We start from the raw sequence: 16757 nt of genomic DNA on the forward strand, positions 1-16757 counted from the left end.
CTCACTGTCGTTAGTTCCTCGGAGATCCATCGCAGCCTCCATTCGACAGGAATCCCACAACTAACTGATTCTCTGAGACTTTAGTCCGTGACCTTCTGACTCAGTAATGAAAAACGAGCGGTTTATGGACAGGCATAGGTGTCGCTTCCTCGGTCTCCTTTCGCTTCACCACGGGCCGGATACAGGGAATTACAGGGAATTACAGGGAATATTTGCAATACGAGTCGTCGGTCCAGCAATATCAATGGGTTGGCATTTTGAAACAGGGAATTCCCGTTGGAAAATAACAGGGATTCCGCCTCGGTATCGACAGGCTTTTTATTTTGCAAAAGTTCCTAGGCCCTGACCTTAAAAGCACAATGTCAGTCTCGGCGCGCACCGAACCAAGACGCACTTGCACATTAATCCGGCGCATGTCCTTCAGGATGGAATTTTCCAAATCTCACGCTTCAGCCCACGATTGCAAGAGGCGATTTACGGGCAGAGCATAAGACCTCGAACGTCTACTGGTTGATGGCGGTGACCTGGACCGTCTGCTTTGCACAGGCGTTGTCGCTGCAGACGCCGCTGAACCAGACCTCTCCGTCCCCGATCATGACGCCCTCGGCATTGGCGAAGAGCTTGGCATAGGTCTGGCCTTTGACCGCGGCAGCGACCTTGGGCGTCACCAGCGCATCGTAATGCGCGGCGAATTCCTTCGCATTGTGCAGCGTCGTGGCCTTGCCGGCGATTTTCGTCTTGAGCGGATAGCTGATCATGCCGGCGACCGCGGTCTTGTCCGCCGCCGCCACCGCCTTCTGCAGCCCGGCCAGGAAGTCCTGATAGGGCTTGTGGCTGCCGAAGAGCGTGTCGAGCGTCTTGCTGATCTCGGCGTCCGATTGCGCCAGCACGGAGATGGCTGGCGTGAACGCGAGGAGCGAAGCGACGAGAAGGGTTTGGGCAATACGGATCATGATCGAGCCTCCACGCACTGATTATAGCGGGGAGATTCAAACGAAATAAAGACGCAAGACATGGATGGTAAATGCGGAGAGTATTGCTTCTTTCAATGTCGTTTCCGCATCCGGCGCAGCCGCTTCCCCATGGGGAACCCTCAAAGCGATGCGAATTTCGCCTTGTACTGTTCCCGCAACTGGGCCTCCGTGTGACCGAGGTCATAGGCAGGGGAAAGAATGAGGCTCGCTGTTTCGATGTCGACACGCACCACGGCTTTCATCACCTCGGTATAGCCTTTCCAGCCCGCGAGCGCGGCGAAGAGGCCGGCGAATTCAGGCGCGCTCCTGGCGAACATATAGGCGCGGCCGCGCACCCGCACCGCCTTGCGCGCCAGGACATCGAGGAAATTGATCTCGATGACGGGGCGCTTGGCGATATTGCCCATGGTGCCGGGCGAGCGGATATGGCCGAAGACGAGCTGCCGGTCGTTCAGCACGACGAATGTGCCCTTGGGCGAAAGATTGGGCGTCCCGTCCGCATTGACGCTGGCGACGAAGCCCAGCGGATAGGCGCCGATGATGGTTTTCATGTCTTCGCTAAGCATGGCGCGTGGTCCCGGCTCCGGCCTCTGTTCAAGGTCCGATCCTTGTGGCAGAAGTGGACTGATGAAAATGGCCACATCGCGAAGAGAGGGACAGTCCACTTTCGGGGAAGCCGCGCTTGCCGGCATCAGCCTCGACCGCGCCGACCGCGAACCCTTGCATCGCCAGCTCGCTTCCGAGCTCAAGCGCCTCATCCTGGCGCAGGCGATCGCCCCCGGCGCGCGCCTGCCTTCGAGCCGGGTCTATGCCGAGGAGCTCGGCGTGTCGCGCGCCACCGTCGTCGCGGCGGTGGATGAGCTCATTGCCGAAGGCTATGCCGAAGGCCGCCACGGCTCCGGTGTCTTCGTCGCCCCCGATCTTCCCGACCATGTGCTGCGCTCCGCCGTGCAGGCGGCGCCGCTGGCCGGGAATGTGCTGCCGCGTCCCGACGAGGTGAGGCCGTTCCAGCCGGCGGCACCGGAGCTGGCGCTCTTCCCGCATGAGATCTGGGCCAAGCTCATGCTTAAGACCTGGCGCAACCCGATCCGCGAGCTTCTGGCCTCGCCCGATCCCCTGGGCTGGGCGCCCCTGCGTCTGGCCATTGCGGACCATCTGCGCGCCTTTCGCGGCATGCGCTGCGCGCCCGAGCAGGTGGTGATCACCAGCGGCGCCGGCGAAGCGCTCGAGCTCCTGGCGCAAAGCATCCTCAAGCGCGGCGACAAGGTCGTCATCGAGGAGCCGGGCTATGTCCTGATCCGCAAGACCTTCTCGGAGCTGGGGCTCAGGACCGTGTCCATCCCTGTCGATGAAGACGGTCTCGATATCGCCAAAGGGCCGCGCGATGCCCGCGCCGCCGTGGTGACGCCGGCGCGCCATTATCCGCTCGGCATGACCATGCCGCTTGGCCGCCGCCTGGCGCTTCTCGAATGGGCGAGGCTGCGCAAGACCTGGATCATCGAGGACGACTATGACAGCGAATACCGCTATCACGGCAAGCCGCTGCCGGCGCTGATGGGCGTCGACGAGGCGGGTGTCGTCATCTCGCTGGGATCGTTCTCCAAGACCATGCTGCCGGGCCTCCGCATCGGCTATCTCGTGGTGCCGCGCAACCTGATCAACGACATCTCCGCCGTCATGCGCGAGCGGGGCGCCCGTGTGTCGCTCTTCTTGCAGCCGGTGCTCGCCGATTTCATGCGCCTCGGCCACTACGCCATCCATATCAGGCGCATGCGCCGTCTCTATACGAAGCGCCAGCAAGCCCTGCGCGACGCGATCGCGCGTCATGCGGGCGATGTCCTGGCGACGGCGCCCGAACCCGCCGGCATGCATCTGATCTGCACCCTCAGCCGCGGGATGAGTGACCGCGAGGCCTCGAAGCGTGCCGCCGAGACGGGGCTGCTGGCACCCGCTCTCTCCGACTATTTTGCCGGCGAGCCGTTCCGGCAGGGGCTGGTTCTGGGCTATGCGGGCTTCGATGAGGCGGTGATCGACGCCTCGATCCGCAAGCTCGCCCAGGCATTGCGTTGAACGGGATATTTCATGACCGAAACTGCATATGAGACGGCCTCTGCCTTTGTCGACCAGCGGCAGGGTGACTGGTCGCAATGGAACGCGCATATCTGGAACCTCGCCGAGACCGCCTGGCGCGAATACCGCTCGGCCGAATGGTATGTGGCCCGTCTCAAGGCCGAGGGCTTCAGCGTCGAGACGGGCTCGGGCGGCATGCCGACCGCCTTCTCAGGCACCTGGTCGAATGGCAAGGGCCCTGCCGTCATGGCCTATGCCGAATATGACGCGGTGCCGGGCAACTGCCAGATCGCCGACACCTATCGCAGTCCCCGTAAGGGGTTGTCGCGCTTCGCCGGCGGACATACCGATCCGCACTCGGCCTTGGGGATGGGCGCGCTGGTCGGCGCGCTCGCCGCGAAAGCCGCGATGCAGAAGCACGGCATCCAGGGCACCATCCGCTTCATGGGCGAGCCCGCCGAGAAGGTGAGGGGATCGAAGCCCATCCATGCCGCGCGCGGTTATTATGACGGGCTCGATGCGATCATCTCCTTCCACCCCTTCTACATGCTGCCCTATTGCAACACCTGCCGGTGGGACACGCATTGCGGGCCTTATTATGCGGCGATCTATGAATTCCTGTGCGAGGCGCCGGAAACCTGGCTCAGGGACGCGGCGAAGGGACCCATACCGGCGGCGCATACTTCGGCGCGCGCACCCGGCGCCAATGATGCGGTCGTCGCCATGTATACGCTCTCCAAGATGATGCGCGACCACATGCTGCCGCATACCGGCACCTGGACGCTCAATGAGACGATCCTGGCCAGCGGCCAGGCCACGGCCGACAATCTCGCGGCGCAAATGGCGCAGATCCTGTTCGCGGCGCGCACACCCGATCGCGCCATGCTCGAGAATATCTTCGCGGTGCTCGACCGCAATGCCGAGAGCGCCGCCCTTGCCGCCCATTGCAGCTGGCGCCGGCATTGGGTGTCGAAATCGCGCCCCGGCCTTGCCAATCATGCCATGGCCGAGATCACCTATCGCAATCTGGAGCGCGCCGGCCCGCCGCGTTTCGGCGCCGATGCCGTCACGGTGGCGCAGGCCATTCAGCGCGAACTCGGGCTGTCACCCATGGCGCGGCCCTTCATCGACGAGATCGAGCAGCTGATCACGCCACAGGAGGCCGAGCGGAAGATCCGCGCCACGATACCGGCCTGGCAGACGCATTATACGTCGGATGACTATACCGACATGACATGGCATGCGCCGACGGTGCGTTTCTATATCGGCCGCGCCACGCTGAAGGCGCCGCAGGGCTTCGCCTATCCCGACTGGGTGATGAATGCGCTGGGCGGCATTCCGGCGACCATCGACCCGACCGTCGCCACTGCGGCGAGGACCATCGCCGGCACGATGCTCGATCTGCTGACCGACAAGGAGATGCTGCGGCGCACAAGGACGGAATATGAAGAGCGTCTGGCGTGTGACGGCGAGACGAAGCCTTGGTGCGACTATGCGCCGCCGCTCGATTTCCCATGGCCCGACTATGTGGAGACGCCGCGCGGGCGCGAATGGTGGATACCGGCGACGGCCGATGATCGCGCCCTGCATCGCCCGGCGTGACTTCCGCGACGCTTAGCCGCTGGCGTCTTTTCACAATCGTGCCCATATCGAAGGGCACGAGATATCCATGCGCCGACTCATCCTTGAACTCTCCGCTGCCATTGGCCTGACGGTTGCCGCCGCGATCTCGGTCGTGCAAGCGGCGCATGCCGGCGACGTGATGGTGAGCGATGCATTCGCGCGAGCGTCGGCGACGCCGGTCGCCAAGACCGGTGCCGTTTATTTCACCATCCGCAATGACGGGGCGACGCCCGATCAGCTCACCGCGATCCAGACCGATGCCGCCAATATGGCGATGCTGCACGAGACCGTCGAGGAGAACGGCGTGGCCAGCATGCGCCACCTCGGGACGCTGGCGATCGGCCCCAAGGAAACCGTGGCGCTTGCGCCGAAGAAAATGCATGTGATGCTGATGGGACTGAAGGCGCCGCTCAAGAAGGGCGACCATCTTGAAGTCACGCTCACCTTCGAGAAAGCCGGCCATGTGAAGGTTGATGTGCCGGTGGGCGATGTCGCGGCGAGCGGTCCACAGTAAGCACTCCCTCCGCCGCGCGCAGCGCGGGGAGGGTGGACGCCCGAAGGGCGGACGGGTGGGGTCTCTCCGCCGTGATGTATTCAGTAATTACGCGAAGCGCTTGCAAAGTTCTTTGCTTGGGAGACTTCCCCGCGTGGACACCCCACCCGTCGCGCGTTCCGCGCGCCACCCTCCCCGCGCTTCGCGCGGCGGAGGGAGAGGCATGCTACCCCACCACCGTCCCTTTCGGCGCCGAGAAGCCGCGCAGGAATTCCTCGAGGCCCATGGCGCTCTTGCCTTCGCGCTGCAGGCTGAGCAGGCGGATGGCGCCTTCGCCGCAGGCGATGGTGAGCTTGTCGTCGATGACTTCGCCGGGCTTGCCCTTGCCGTCGGCGATCTCGCACAGATGGACCTTGATGCGGAATGTGCGGCCTTCCTGGTCGAGCCGGAACCAGGCGCCGGGAAAAGGCGACAGGCCGTGTATATGGTTGCGCACCTCGGTCGCGGTCCCGGTGAAGTCGATCCCGGTTTCGCCCTTGTCGATCTTCTTCGCATAGGTGACGCCGGCTTCCGGCTGCGGCGTGCAGGCGAGCGCGCCGCGCCTGAGCTGCTTCAGCGCCTCGACCATGAGGCGGGCGCCCAGATGCATGAGATTGTCATGCAGCAGGCCCGCCGTGGTGGTGGCCTGGATGGGACCGCGGCCCTGAAGGCACATGGGGCCAGTGTCGAGGCCCTCCGCCATGCGCATGATGGTGACGCCGGTTTCGGCATCGCCCGCCATGATGGCGCGCTGGATAGGGGCGGCGCCCCGCCAGCGCGGCAGGAGCGAGGCATGCACATTGAAGCAGCCCTTGCGCGGCGCATCGAGGATGGCCTTCGGCAACAGCAGCCCATAGGCGACGACCACGGCGGCATCCGCCTTGTGGGCCGTGAAGGCCTTCTGTTCTTCCGCCCCTTTGAGCGACAAGGGCGTGTGGACCTCGAGATTGTGGGTCAAAGCGAAATGATGCACGGGCGACAGCCGCTCCGACATGCCGCGGCCGGCCGGGCGCGGCGGCTGCGAATAGACGGCGGCGACGTCATGGCCGGCATCGAGAAGGGCGGCCAGCGTGGGCACGGCGAAATCCGGCGTGCCCATGAAGACGAGGCGCAAGCGTCAGGCTCCGCTCTTGGCGAGCTTCTGCGCCTTGGTGAATTTCTTGACCACCCGGTCGCGCTTCAGCTTGGTGATGTAGTCGATGAACAGCACGCCGTTGAGATGGTCGATCTCATGCTGCACGCAGGTGGCGAGGACGCCCGAGCAGTGCATTTCCTTGGCCTCGCCCTGGCGGTCGAGATAGCGGACCTTGACCTCCCTGGGCCGCGTCACCATGTCGAAGAATTCGGGGATCGACAGGCAGCCTTCCTCGTAGTCCGACTCTTCCTCGCTCGACCAGGTGATCTCGGGATTGACGAGGAACAAGGGCTTCTTCTCTTCGTCTTCCTTGCTGGTGTCGATCACCACCAGGCGCTGGGGAACGCCGATCTGGACGGCGGCGAGCCCGATGCCCGGCGCCTCATACATGGTCTCCAGCATGTCATCCATGAGCTTGCGGGTGGCCGCATCGACCGTCCGGATCGGCTTCGAGACGGTCCTGAGCAAGGGATCGGGCAAGATGATGATATCGCGCTTCGTCATGACGCTTGAGATAGGCGATGGCCGGGGAGGGGTCAATGCGCGGGCTATATCGCCGTATTTTCAGGGTTTGCGGACCAGCTCAAGCAATGCGCGGGCCAGCACAAGTCCGCGTTCCGCCGATTTGGCATCCGAAGTGGCGCCTGCCTGCCCGAACCCTTGAATAGCAGCCTCGTAGCTGCGGATCGCCTCCTCCAGGTCGGTTGCGCTCTTCTTTCTCTGGCCGAGTGCTTGCAGGGTTTGGCCAAGGGCGGCCATCGTCTTGGCCCATTCGAATGGGGTGGAGTCGCGGGTCTGCTCGCGCAGGGCTTCCCGGTAGGCGCTGGCCGACTCCTCCAGGCGAACTGTCCCGCTCTCGCGCCGGCCGAGCTTATGTAGAGCAAAGCCGAGGTTGTATTGAGTATCAGCCCAGATGAGCCGGTCACGGTCACGCGAATGGACCTCAAGGGCAGCGCGAAAAACCTGGACAGCGTTCTCGAGCCTGTTTGTCGTTGGATCGCGGCCGGCAAGCAAGAGGAGAATCGCTCCAAGATTGTACTGAACTCTCGCCCAGGCCTGCGGATCGCGCAGTCGTGCATCACTGTCGAGCGCCCGGCGGTATGACGAGATCACTTCTTCCTGTTCGTCCTCGCTCAGGAGCAGAAGAGTTTCATAAAGAGTGCCGTGAATCTTGGTCCAGTTGAGCGGAAAACGCGCCCTGGGCGTTTCTTCGAGCGCCAGGTGGAAAGCATTGGCAGCCTCACGAATGAGATCCTTATCCGGCTTGGCTTGGCCAAGTGCCCGTAGCGCCAAGCCGAGATTGTATTGGGTCAAGGCCCAGTCGACGGGCGTGCTGTCACGCGTGCGCACTTCGAGCGAAGCCCGCAGGGCAGTGACGGCCTCTTCGAGCGTCGTGACGTCGTTCTCTCGCCCACCGATGAATTGCAGTGTATTGCCGAGATTGTTCATTGCCCTGGCCCAGGCATGGATATCGCTTTCCCGCGGTCGTGCCGCCAGCGCAGCGCGAAAAGCCGCTGCCGACTGACGCAGCTTTGCGGTCCCTTTTTCCCGCAAACCCTGCTCCTGGAGCAGGATGCCGAGATTGTTCTGTATCGCAGCCCATGTTTGCGGATCGATAGCGCGGCTATGGAGGGGGTTTTCTTCCACTACGCGATAGGCCGCCGCCGCCTCATCGAACATGGCTGCGTTGTTCTCGCGTAAGGCAAGTTCCATAAGCGCAGTGCCGAGTTGACCCTGGGTGTACGCAAATTTGACGCGCGTCTCATCGTTGCTCAATGCAAAGGCAACAGCTTCGCGGTAGACCTCGATGGACTGCCTGAGAGTGGGCAGATCGCCTTTGTTGAAGCCATGTTGCTGGAGCAGCGAAGCGACGCTCACCTTGTACCACCATGCCTTCCTGGCATCCCACTTTTCAGCCAGCTCGAAGGCGCTTTGGTAGTCCCTGGCTGCGGCGAGATAGTCGAAGGCGAGGAAGGTAATCTGTCCACGCCGCTCATAGACGGCGGCATCGGCCAGGCGCTTGGCCTTGAGTTTCTCTTCCGCCTGATCGACAGCTCCCCGGGTGGCATCGACGCGCGCCACCGCCTGGTCGAGGAACCGTCGGGCCGTGGCGATGGCGCCTTCGGCGATGGCTCGGTCGGCGGCGCTCGCCAGACGCACGATCTCGGGATCATCCGCTTCCAGCGCCTGCCGCTCGGCCATCATCGTCTTGAGCTTCTCGGCTTGGCTTCTGAGCAGTTTGTCGAGCGCTTCGGAATCTGCCGGCACCTGCTGCTCGCCGAGCGCCCTGAGCACTCCATAGAGAGCATCGAGCGGCACGCCGCCATCCGCTGCAATCCCTTCGATCTGGCGCCTTTCCGCATCTGGAAGGGCAGCGATGGTAAGCAGGAGCTGGCGGCGCTCGCCGGTGATGAGCGCCTGCTCGCCTTGCGGCTCTTCCGGCGCGGCCCCGAAATAGAGGAAGCGCCGCAGGCTTTCATTCACCCAGGGCCGCTGGCGGCCTTGGGTCTTGAGATAGACTTCTTCCGTCACCATGCGCATGACGGCGCCGAACTCGGAGCCTTTCATCGCCGAGAGATGCCGGATGAGCGCGGACGCATAAGGGCTGGTCCCGCCCTTTTCGCCATCCAGCGCCGCCCGCCCGGGCTCCGCCGCATAGCCGATGACGATACCGAGCGTGTCTGTCTGTGGTGCATCCTCGATCGGCATCGCGCCTTTGGGGGCGCCTAGCCCGTTGGCGCCAATCGATGCTCCGGGCAGCGATGCTTGCACCTTCACCAGCGCATTCGGCGGGAACGGATTGGTCCGGCAGGCATCGATAAGAAGAATGCTGACAGGCACGCTCTGCCGGATCCGCTCGATCATCGTGGACAACGGTGTGAGGCGATTGCCGGCATCATCGAGTGCCGCCAGATCGGCATCGACCGGCAGGAGGTAATTTTCACCGCCGGCCTCGATGCCGTGGCCGGAATAATAGAGGATGGCCACATCGGCCCCCTCGGCGAAGCGCTCGAGATCACGACGAAGCTTGGCCGCGTCACGGTCGGCGACGCTGCGCGCCTCGAAACCGAGTCCGGTCAGAAGCTGCGTGATGGCGCGTGCATCATTGCCGGTATTGGCGAGCGTGGGCAGATGGCGATAGCCCGATTGCCCGATCACCAGGGCGACGCCCTTCAGCGGCCGGGCTTCCTCTGCAAGGGCCAGGGACGGCGCCAGGACAGTCAGCCATAGCAGCAAAAGCAGGCGCAGCAGGGTCGCTGTGCCCCCTTGGTCGCAACTGTACGATGCTGGCCCGTATGTCATGCACCGATCTGCCGTCAGGATCGGTCATTAGCCGTCCTTGCCGTGGCGTCATCATGACAGCTCAAAGGCTGCGGCAAGGCAAGCTCGAAAGAGAGACAGGCCTTTCCCGAGGTCATAGGGTGCAGCACGATACCAGGCCCGGATGACGGTGAGTCAACGACCTTTCCGGCCCATTTCGGCGAGACTTGCCTTTTGCCCGACGAGGCCCGATATAGGCGGCGGGAGGTTGGCGGCGGACGTGTCGCTCGCCAACCGGGTCAGGTCCGGAAGGAAGCAGCCCTAACGAGTTTGGTACGGGTTGCCCGTCCAGCCTCCCGCCTAAGCCCTTGGATATATAACCGGCAGGCTCGCCAGTGACCGAAGAAGCAAGCGGCGCGAGCGCCCACGGTTATCGCGTTCTCGCCCGCAAATACCGCCCGCAGAACTTTGCCGATCTCATCGGCCAGGAAGCGGTCGTGCGAACCCTCTCCAACGCCTTCGCCACCGGCCGCATCGCCCAGGCCTATATGCTGACCGGGGTCAGGGGCGTCGGCAAGACCACCACCGCCAGGCTCATCGCCCGTGCCCTCAATTATCCGGGCGGGCCTTCGATCGACATGCCGGAAGTGACGGCCGATTGCGAGGCCATCCTCGAATCGCGCCATATCGACGTGATCGAGATGGACGCCGCCTCCAATACCGGCGTCGACGATGTGCGCGAGATCATCGAGGGCGTGCGCTATGCCCCGATCCAGGCGCGCTACAAGGTCTATATCATCGACGAAGTGCATATGCTGTCCAAGAACGCCTTCAACGCGCTGTTGAAGACGCTGGAAGAGCCGCCGCCGCATGTGAAATTCATCTTCGCCACGACCGAGATCCGTAAAGTTCCGGTCACCATCCTGTCGCGCTGCCAGCGCTTCGACTTGCGCCGCATGGATGCCGACGTGCTGATGCAGCTCTTCGCCAAGGTGGCCAGGGCCGAGAAGGTGGCGATCGAGGACGAGGCTTTGCGCATGATCGCCAGGGCCGCCGAAGGCTCGGCGCGCGACGGCCTGTCGCTGCTTGACCAGGCGATCGCCTATGGCAGCGAGACGGTGAAGGCGGCCGAGGTCGGCGCCATGCTGGGCCTGATGGACCGGGCCCGCGTCATCGATCTGTTCGACGCCGTCATGGCGGGCGATGCCGCCGCCGCCATCAAGGAGATCGAGGCCCAGCACCAGGCGGGCGGTGATCCGCACACCATATTGAGCGATCTCGCCGATTTCGTGCATTGGGTGACGCGCCTCAAGGTGGCGCCCAATGCGGCAAGCGATGCCTCGCGCAGCGAAGCCGAGCGGGTGCGCGGGAAGGAGCATGCCGGCAAGATCTCCATGGCGCATCTGACGCGCGCCTGGCAGATGCTGCTGAAGGGCCTCAAGGAGATCGAGCTCCATTCCGATCAGCTGATGGCGGCCGAGATGGTGCTGATCCGGCTCGCCTATGCGGCGAGCCTGCCCTCGGGCGAGGACCTTGTGAAGCTGGCGCGCCAGGGAACGCCGGAACCGCGCGAGGCGAGGCCCGCGCCGAGGTTGGAGCGCGAGGCGGATGGCCCGCCCATCGAGAACGGCCAGCTCGCGGTCGCCGCCGACCCGGTCGAGCGCAAGCCGGCGGAACCGCCGCGCGAGACGCGGCCCTTCGCCCATTTGCGCGACATCGCCAATTATGTCGGCGAGAAGCGCGACATCAGGCTCAAGAACCAGATCGAGACGCTGATGCGGCCGATCCGGGTGAGCCCCGGCCAGATCGAGATCGCGCTCGAAGCCAATGCTCCGCCTGGCCTTGCCAATGAGCTCGGCCGCAAGCTCAATGAATGGACCGGCATGCGCTGGATGGTGCTGGTGTCGCGCGATGGCGGCGAGAAGCCGCTGGCGCAGCAGAGCAAGGACCAGAAGGACACGATCTTCCGCGAGACGCGCGAGCATCCCGATGTGCAGGCCATCCTGAAGCGCTTTCCCGGCGCCGAGATCGTCGATGTGCGCGACTATGATACGGCCGCTCCGGTGGCGGATGACATTCAAACGGAAAAGGACCTGGACGAGCGATGAAGAATCTTGGCGCCATGATGAAGCAGGTGCAGGAGATGCAGACCCGCATGCAGGACATGCAGACGAAGCTCGGCCAGATGAGCGTCGTCGGCCAGTCGGGCGGCGGGTTGGTGAAGGTGACGCTCAACGGCAAGGGCGTGCTCACCGGCACCGACATCGATGCGAGCCTGCTCAAGGCGGAAGAGAAGGAGATCCTCGAGGACCTGATCGTCGCCGCCCATGCGGATGCCAAGGGCAGGCTGGAGCAGATGGTCGCCGAGGAGATGAAGTCGATCACCGGCGGCCTGCCGCTGCCGCCCGGATTCCAGCTGCCGTTTTAGCATATGCGGAAAGCTCTCCATTCTCCGTCATCCCGGCGAAAGCCGGGATCCACCGCTATTGCATGCGGGCTATTTTACCCTCGCCCTGCAAGCGTAGCGCAGCGGGTAGAGGGTAGGGGCCCACCGCGAAGCGGTGGGAAGGGTGAGGGGCAATGGGTGTCGCAATGCTGCATTGTCCGCCTGATGGAAGAATTGAGTCCAACTCCCCGCAAGCCCCTCACCCTCCCATTGCTACGCAATGGGTCCCTCCCTCTCCCCGCTGAAGCGGGGAGAGGGGTAAACAGCGCTCGCCTACGATGTATGAATCCGATAGCGGCTTTCGCCGGGATGACGGTTGTGGGAGAGTACTGACACATGCGGCGCACCACGGGTCCCGAGATCGAGCGGCTGATCCAGGTCCTGGCCAAGCTGCCGGGGCTGGGGCCGCGCTCGGCGCGGCGCGCCGCTTTGCATCTCATCAAGAACCGCGAAAAGCTCCTGGTGCCGCTCACCACCGCGATGGAAGACGCGCGCGACAAGGTGACGATCTGTTCCGATTGCGGCAATGTCGACACCAGCGATCCCTGCACCTTGTGCCGCGACCCGCGCCGCGACAGGAGCATCATCTGCGTCGTTGAGGAAGTGGGCGACCTGTGGGCGCTGGAGCGGGCAGGAGCGTGGAACGGGCTCTATCATGTGCTGGGCGGCACCTTGTCGGCCGTCGAGGGCATAAGGCCGGAAGACCTTTCGATCGCGCGCCTCGTCGAGCGTGCCGGTCACGAAGGCGTCAAGGAAGTGGTGCTCGCGGTCAACGCCACGGTCGAGGGCCAGACGACGGCGCATTACATCATCGACCGGCTGAAGGATCTGAATGTCGCAACCTCGAAGCTCGCCCATGGCGTGCCGGTGGGCGGCGAGCTCGATTATCTCGATGAAGGCACGCTCACCCAGGCGATGCGGGCGAGAAGGCCGTTCTAATCAGATAGCCCTCTCCAACATTTCCCCTTCTCCCGTCCGGAGGATGGGAGAAGGTGCCCGACCTTGCTTCGCCGAAGCGGAAGTTATCTGCTCTGTCAGAGCGAAACCGCGGCTTCGCGAAGGCAAGAGGGCGGATGAGGGCTCTTCCTGACATCTGCACTTTGCAGTCAAAGAGCCCTCACCCGGCCTTCGGCCACCCTCTCCCATTGCTTCGCAACGGGCGAGGGGGAAGCGCTGGAGAGTGGAATTGCGATCAGCTCTCCGGCGGCTGCACGTTCGGCGATGCTTCCTTGAAGGTCTCTTCCTCCACCCTTATGCGCCAGTAGAGAATGGCCGCATTGGCGATCGAGAATCCAATCGCATACCAGAACATGCCGAACACCATCGGCAGCACGAAAATCTCGAGCGCCACGACGAGATAGTTCGGATGACGCAGATAGCGGTAGGGGCCTCTCTCGACCAATGGCTCGCCCGGCATGACGATGATGCGGGTCGTCCAGCGGTCGCCGAGCGCCGCCACCACCCAGCCGCGCAGGGCCTCGATCGCCAGATAGACGAAGAGCCATGTCCAATTCACTGGATTATCCCGCGCGTAGACCCACAGGCCGATGAGCCAGGCGGCATGGAGGACGACGATCAGCCAGTAATGGCCGCTGCCCGCCTCATGGGCGCCGCGCGCCAGGAGCCGTCGGGTGTTGCGTTGCGCAATGTAGAGCTCGACCAGGCGCTGCAACGTGACGAGCGACAGGATAGCGATATTCAACCACATCTCTTAACGCCCCTCATGCTGAGGTGGCCGCGAAGCGGCCCTCGAAGCATCTATCAGGACAGAGCGAGTGCGTTGAAGCAGACCCTTCGAGGCTCGCTGCGCTCGCACCTCAGGGTGAGGGTAGTGGGATACACGTGAACTCACCATGCCTCAGCTCACCATGGTGGCGAAGCTTGAGGTGAAGCCCGGTCCGAGCGCGCTGAGGAAGCGCCTGCCGGTGAAGGGCTTCTTCAGCGCCTCTTTGAGCACGAAGAGCATGGTCGGCGCCGACATGTTGCCGTGATCGGCAAGCACCTGGCGCTCGATCTCCAGCGTTCCCTGGTCGAGATGGAAGGCCTGCTCGAGGGCGGTAATCACCTTGGCGCCGCCCGGATGGAACACGAACTGGCCGATGTCGTCGACGCTGAGGCCATTGCGGGAGAGGAAGCCGTCGGCGGCGGCGCGCAGTTCCTGGGTGACGAAATCGGGGATGCGCTGCGAGAAGATGGCGCCGAAGCCCTGCGGATCCATGCGCCAGCCCATGATGTCGAGCGTGTCCGGCCAGCTGTGCTCGCCGGTGAATTCGATGGCGCCGAACCCATCCTTCTTCCTGCCCGAGAGGACGCAGGCCGCAGCACCATCGCCGAAAAGTGCTGTGGCGATGATGTTGGATTTCGTCATCTCGTCCGGGCGGAAGGCAAGCGTGCAGAGCTCGACGACGACGAGCAGGACATTCGAGGCGGGCGCCCGGGCGAGACGCGCGGCAAGCGACAGGCCGGTGGCGCCGCCGGCGCAGCCCAGCCCGAAGACCGGTATGCGGCTCACATTCTTGTGGAAGCCGAGCTCATGCATCACGCGCGCCTCGATCGAGGGCGTGGCGACGCCGGTCGAGCTCACGGTCACGATCGTGTCGATCTCGCCGGCTTCGAGGCCTGATTTCTCGAGCGCCTCACTGGCCGCCTTGCGGAACAGATCGGTGGCGCCGTCGATATAGGCCTCGGTCCGCTCGGGCCAGCCCTGATCCTGGCGGAACCAGCTATAGGGCCTGACCGACTGGCGGGTCCTGATCCCGGTATTGGCGAAAACCGGCATCATGCGCTCGAAATCCTTGTGCCGGCCGGCGAAAATCCGGGTCGCCTCCCCGATCACGTCTTCCGTTCGCAATTCAAAGGGGGGACTGGCGGTCGCAATGGCCATGAGCTGGCTGCGCATAGGTACCTCTTTCTTTAGGCGGATTCGGGCCGGCGATTCCCCCTTACTCTAGCGGAAAGTCTCGCGGACGCCACATTCCTAATACGCCTAGCGCGCATGGCTTGTTTCCTCAATTTTTAAACTTTGAGCTGGACACAAAACCCCTGAAAAATCAGGGTAAAGCCGATGGGCTGGCTGGAAATGGCATTGTTGTTCGCGGGCGGCATTCTGGCCGGCTGCATCAATGTCCTGGCCGGCGGGGCGGGCTTCATGACCTTCCCCCTCCTGGTCGCGACCGGCATGTCCGAGATCGAGGCCAATGCCTCGAATTTCGTGGCGCTGCTGCCCGCCAATATCGCGAGCCTTTACGGCTATCGCCATGAGCTGCGCCGCCCCAATCTGCATCTGAGGCCGCGGCTGCTGCTGGCCGTCATTGGCGGCGCCTGCGGGTCCTTCGCTCTCCTCTGGCTCGGCGAAGCGTCGTTCAAGACGGCGATACCCTGGCTGCTCACCTTCTCGACGGTCGCCTTCGCGCTGGCGCCCACCATCAAGCGCTGGCTCGAGCAGCGCCATAATTTCGATGGCAGGCGCTGGATCTGGCTGTCCTTCATCCTCGAATTCATCGTCTATGCCTATGGCGGCTATTTCGGCCTCGGCATGGGCGTCGTCCTGCTGGCGCTCTATGCGATGTTCGGCCATGACGACATCCATGAGGCGAATTCCATCCGCAACGCCACCATCACGCTCATCACCTTGATCGCCATCGCGCTTTTCGCCCATGCCGGCATCATCCGCTGGCTGCCGTCGCTCGTCATGATGATGGGCGCCTTTATCGGCGGCTATGTGATGGTGAAGGTCTCGCGCAGCGTGCCGCAGCTCTGGGTCAGATACGGCATCCTCGCCTGGAGCGTGACGCTCACCGCCATCAGCTTCTGGCGCTATGGCTGATCTCTGGCCATCTTTCTTTCGCGCAGCATGGCATAGATGCCCGACGCGACGATGAGGGCGATGCCGATGAGCGCCCACCGGTCCGGGAACTCATGGAAGACGAAGGCGCCCGACAGCAGCGCGAAGAGCACCACCGAATAGCGGTAGATGGCGGTCTGGGCGATATCGCCCATGCGTATGGTGAGCACCATGCAGACATAGCCGAGCGTGAGGAACAGCCCGCCGCACAGGAGGAGGAGCAGATGCCGCGGGCTCGGCGTGATCCAGGTCTCGAAGGGATACAAAGCGAGGCCGCTCAACGTCACGATCACCGCATTGCCGAGGACGACGATCATCGTCGGCACATCGATGGTGAGCCTTCGGGTGATGATGTCGCGCATCGCCACCGCGACGATGAGACCGAGCGACAGGCCGTCATAGAAGGTGAAGCTCTGAGGCGAGGGCTTGACGATCAGGAGCACGCCCAGGAGCCCGACAACGATGGCGAGCGTGCGCCGCAAGCCCACTGTCTCGCCCAGGAAAACTGCCGCAAAGGCGATGACCAGCAACGGCACCGCCTGCATCACGGCGGTGAGATTGGCGATCGGCATATGCATCAAGGCGGTGATGAAGAAGATCGTGCCCAGCATGTCGCTGAGGCTGCGCCCGAGGATGGTGCGCCTGACCAGATGAGGCGCATAGGCGATGACGCCCTGCTGGGCACAGATCAAGGTGATGATCGTGGTCGCGACGAGGCCGCGGATGAGGATGATCTGGCCGACCGGCACTTCGCCCGCCATGAGCTTCGTCATGGTGTCGCCGGCGGTGAAGCTCCCCATCGCCAGGATCATGTAGAATCCCGGATGGACGGCGGAGGGGGTGAAAGGAAGGCGCATGGGAGGGCGGGCCCC

Annotated in this window: 15 protein-coding genes and 1 other RNA gene; 8 read left to right on the plus strand and 8 right to left on the minus strand. The window is 63.6% G+C overall.

Annotation, left to right across the window (positions count from 1 at the left end; translation table 11 throughout):
• Positions 1 to 503 precede the first annotated feature (503 nt).
• Together DT068_RS05625 and DT068_RS05630 are read right to left on the minus strand one after the other, a co-directional pair.
• Complete coding sequence (locus DT068_RS05625) at positions 504 to 953, minus strand: hypothetical protein (protein ID WP_119388834.1); 450 nt, start codon at positions 951 to 953, stop codon at positions 504 to 506.
• A gap of 140 nt (positions 954 to 1093) precedes the next feature.
• Positions 1094 to 1540: a pyridoxamine 5'-phosphate oxidase family protein gene (locus tag DT068_RS05630; protein WP_162914018.1), complete on the minus strand. Its 447-nt coding sequence runs from the start codon at positions 1538 to 1540 to the stop codon at positions 1094 to 1096.
• A gap of 61 nt (positions 1541 to 1601) precedes the next feature.
• Here DT068_RS05630 and pdxR point away from each other — a divergent pair, with 61 nt between their 5' ends.
• The 3 genes from pdxR (at position 1602) to DT068_RS05645 (ending at position 5181) form a co-directional block, all read left to right on the plus strand.
• Positions 1602 to 3044 (plus strand): MocR-like pyridoxine biosynthesis transcription factor PdxR, encoded by a 1443-nt coding sequence (pdxR, locus tag DT068_RS05635; protein WP_368904464.1) that lies wholly within the window; start codon positions 1602 to 1604, stop codon positions 3042 to 3044.
• A 12-nt stretch (positions 3045 to 3056) separates the two neighbouring features.
• Positions 3057 to 4646 carry a zinc-binding metallopeptidase family protein gene (locus DT068_RS05640; protein WP_119388835.1) on the plus strand — a complete coding sequence of 530 codons (1590 nt, stop codon included), beginning with the start codon at positions 3057 to 3059 and terminating at the stop codon, positions 4644 to 4646.
• 67 nt (positions 4647 to 4713) lie between these two features.
• Positions 4714 to 5181, plus strand: a complete 468-nt coding sequence (locus tag DT068_RS05645) for a copper chaperone PCu(A)C (protein WP_119388836.1) — start codon at positions 4714 to 4716, stop codon at positions 5179 to 5181.
• Between the two features lie 205 nt (positions 5182 to 5386).
• On the opposite strand, the gene fmt is transcribed toward DT068_RS05645, so the two are convergent.
• From fmt to DT068_RS05660, 3 genes are read right to left on the minus strand one after another with little or no spacing between them, the layout of a single operon-like run.
• Positions 5387 to 6313 (minus strand): methionyl-tRNA formyltransferase, encoded by a 927-nt coding sequence (gene fmt / locus DT068_RS05650; RefSeq protein WP_368904465.1) that lies wholly within the window; start codon positions 6311 to 6313, stop codon positions 5387 to 5389.
• 3 nt (positions 6314 to 6316) lie between these two features.
• A complete protein-coding gene (gene def / locus DT068_RS05655; protein ID WP_119388837.1) occupies positions 6317 to 6838 on the minus strand; it encodes a peptide deformylase in 522 nt (173 codons plus the stop codon).
• A gap of 60 nt (positions 6839 to 6898) precedes the next feature.
• Entirely contained in the window at positions 6899 to 9637 is a 2739-nt protein-coding gene (locus tag DT068_RS05660; RefSeq protein WP_119388838.1) for a caspase family protein, read from the minus strand.
• A gap of 221 nt (positions 9638 to 9858) precedes the next feature.
• On the opposite strand from DT068_RS05660, the gene ffs reads away from it, so the two are divergent.
• The 4 genes from ffs (at position 9859) to recR (ending at position 12980) form a co-directional block, all read left to right on the plus strand.
• Positions 9859 to 9955, plus strand: an RNA gene (ffs, locus tag DT068_RS05665) — signal recognition particle sRNA small type.
• A gap of 35 nt (positions 9956 to 9990) precedes the next feature.
• Positions 9991 to 11703, plus strand: a complete 1713-nt coding sequence (locus tag DT068_RS05670) for a DNA polymerase III subunit gamma/tau (protein ID WP_119388839.1) — start codon at positions 9991 to 9993, stop codon at positions 11701 to 11703.
• The gene (locus DT068_RS05675) at positions 11700 to 12023 is read left to right on the plus strand and encodes a YbaB/EbfC family nucleoid-associated protein (protein ID WP_119388840.1); all 324 of its coding nucleotides are present in this window, start codon (positions 11700 to 11702) and stop codon (positions 12021 to 12023) included. Before DT068_RS05670 ends, DT068_RS05675 begins: the two co-directional genes overlap by 4 nt.
• Positions 12024 to 12377: 354 nt before the next feature.
• Positions 12378 to 12980 (plus strand): recombination mediator RecR, encoded by a 603-nt coding sequence (gene recR / locus DT068_RS05680; RefSeq protein WP_119388841.1) that lies wholly within the window; start codon positions 12378 to 12380, stop codon positions 12978 to 12980.
• 253 nt (positions 12981 to 13233) lie between these two features.
• On the opposite strand, the gene DT068_RS05685 is transcribed toward recR, so the two are convergent.
• Positions 13234 to 13749: an isoprenylcysteine carboxyl methyltransferase family protein gene (locus DT068_RS05685; protein ID WP_119388842.1), complete on the minus strand. Its 516-nt coding sequence runs from the start codon at positions 13747 to 13749 to the stop codon at positions 13234 to 13236.
• 150 nt (positions 13750 to 13899) lie between these two features.
• On the minus strand, positions 13900 to 14940 hold the full coding sequence (locus tag DT068_RS05690; protein ID WP_119388843.1) for a type III polyketide synthase: 1041 nt from the start codon (positions 14938 to 14940) through the stop codon (positions 13900 to 13902).
• A gap of 165 nt (positions 14941 to 15105) precedes the next feature.
• On the opposite strand from DT068_RS05690, the gene DT068_RS05695 reads away from it, so the two are divergent.
• Positions 15106 to 15867 (plus strand): sulfite exporter TauE/SafE family protein, encoded by a 762-nt coding sequence (locus DT068_RS05695; RefSeq protein ID WP_119388844.1) that lies wholly within the window; start codon positions 15106 to 15108, stop codon positions 15865 to 15867.
• On the opposite strand, the gene DT068_RS05700 is transcribed toward DT068_RS05695, so the two are convergent.
• Entirely contained in the window at positions 15858 to 16742 is an 885-nt protein-coding gene (locus DT068_RS05700) for a DMT family transporter (RefSeq protein ID WP_119388845.1), read from the minus strand. The two genes, DT068_RS05695 and DT068_RS05700, sit on opposite strands and share 10 nt — an antisense overlap.
• Positions 16743 to 16757: the final 15 nt, after the last annotated feature.

The sequence above is a fragment of the Taklimakanibacter lacteus genome, assembly GCA_003576695.1.
Taxonomy (GTDB): Bacteria; Pseudomonadota; Alphaproteobacteria; order Rhizobiales; family Aestuariivirgaceae; genus Taklimakanibacter; species Taklimakanibacter lacteus.

Bases quoted from the DNA above. Each gene is read 5' to 3' on its own strand.
- DT068_RS05625 (WP_119388834.1), bottom strand. From the start codon at position 953: ATGATCCGTATTGCCCAAACCCTTCTCGTCGCTTCGCTCCTCGCGTTC.
- DT068_RS05630 (WP_162914018.1), bottom strand. From the start codon at position 1,540: ATGCTTAGCGAAGACATGAAAACCATCATCGGCGCCTATCCGCTGGGC.
- pdxR (WP_368904464.1), top strand. From the start codon at position 1,602: ATGAAAATGGCCACATCGCGAAGAGAGGGACAGTCCACTTTCGGGGAA.
- DT068_RS05640 (WP_119388835.1), top strand. From the start codon at position 3,057: ATGACCGAAACTGCATATGAGACGGCCTCTGCCTTTGTCGACCAGCGG.
- DT068_RS05645 (WP_119388836.1), top strand. From the start codon at position 4,714: ATGCGCCGACTCATCCTTGAACTCTCCGCTGCCATTGGCCTGACGGTT.
- def (WP_119388837.1), bottom strand. From the start codon at position 6,838: ATGACGAAGCGCGATATCATCATCTTGCCCGATCCCTTGCTCAGGACC.
- DT068_RS05660 (WP_119388838.1), bottom strand. From the start codon at position 9,637: ATGACATACGGGCCAGCATCGTACAGTTGCGACCAAGGGGGCACAGCG.
- DT068_RS05675 (WP_119388840.1), top strand. From the start codon at position 11,700: ATGAAGAATCTTGGCGCCATGATGAAGCAGGTGCAGGAGATGCAGACC.
- recR (WP_119388841.1), top strand. From the start codon at position 12,378: ATGCGGCGCACCACGGGTCCCGAGATCGAGCGGCTGATCCAGGTCCTG.
- DT068_RS05685 (WP_119388842.1), bottom strand. From the start codon at position 13,749: ATGTGGTTGAATATCGCTATCCTGTCGCTCGTCACGTTGCAGCGCCTG.
- DT068_RS05690 (WP_119388843.1), bottom strand. From the start codon at position 14,940: ATGCGCAGCCAGCTCATGGCCATTGCGACCGCCAGTCCCCCCTTTGAA.
- DT068_RS05695 (WP_119388844.1), top strand. From the start codon at position 15,106: ATGGGCTGGCTGGAAATGGCATTGTTGTTCGCGGGCGGCATTCTGGCC.
- DT068_RS05700 (WP_119388845.1), bottom strand. From the start codon at position 16,742: ATGCGCCTTCCTTTCACCCCCTCCGCCGTCCATCCGGGATTCTACATG.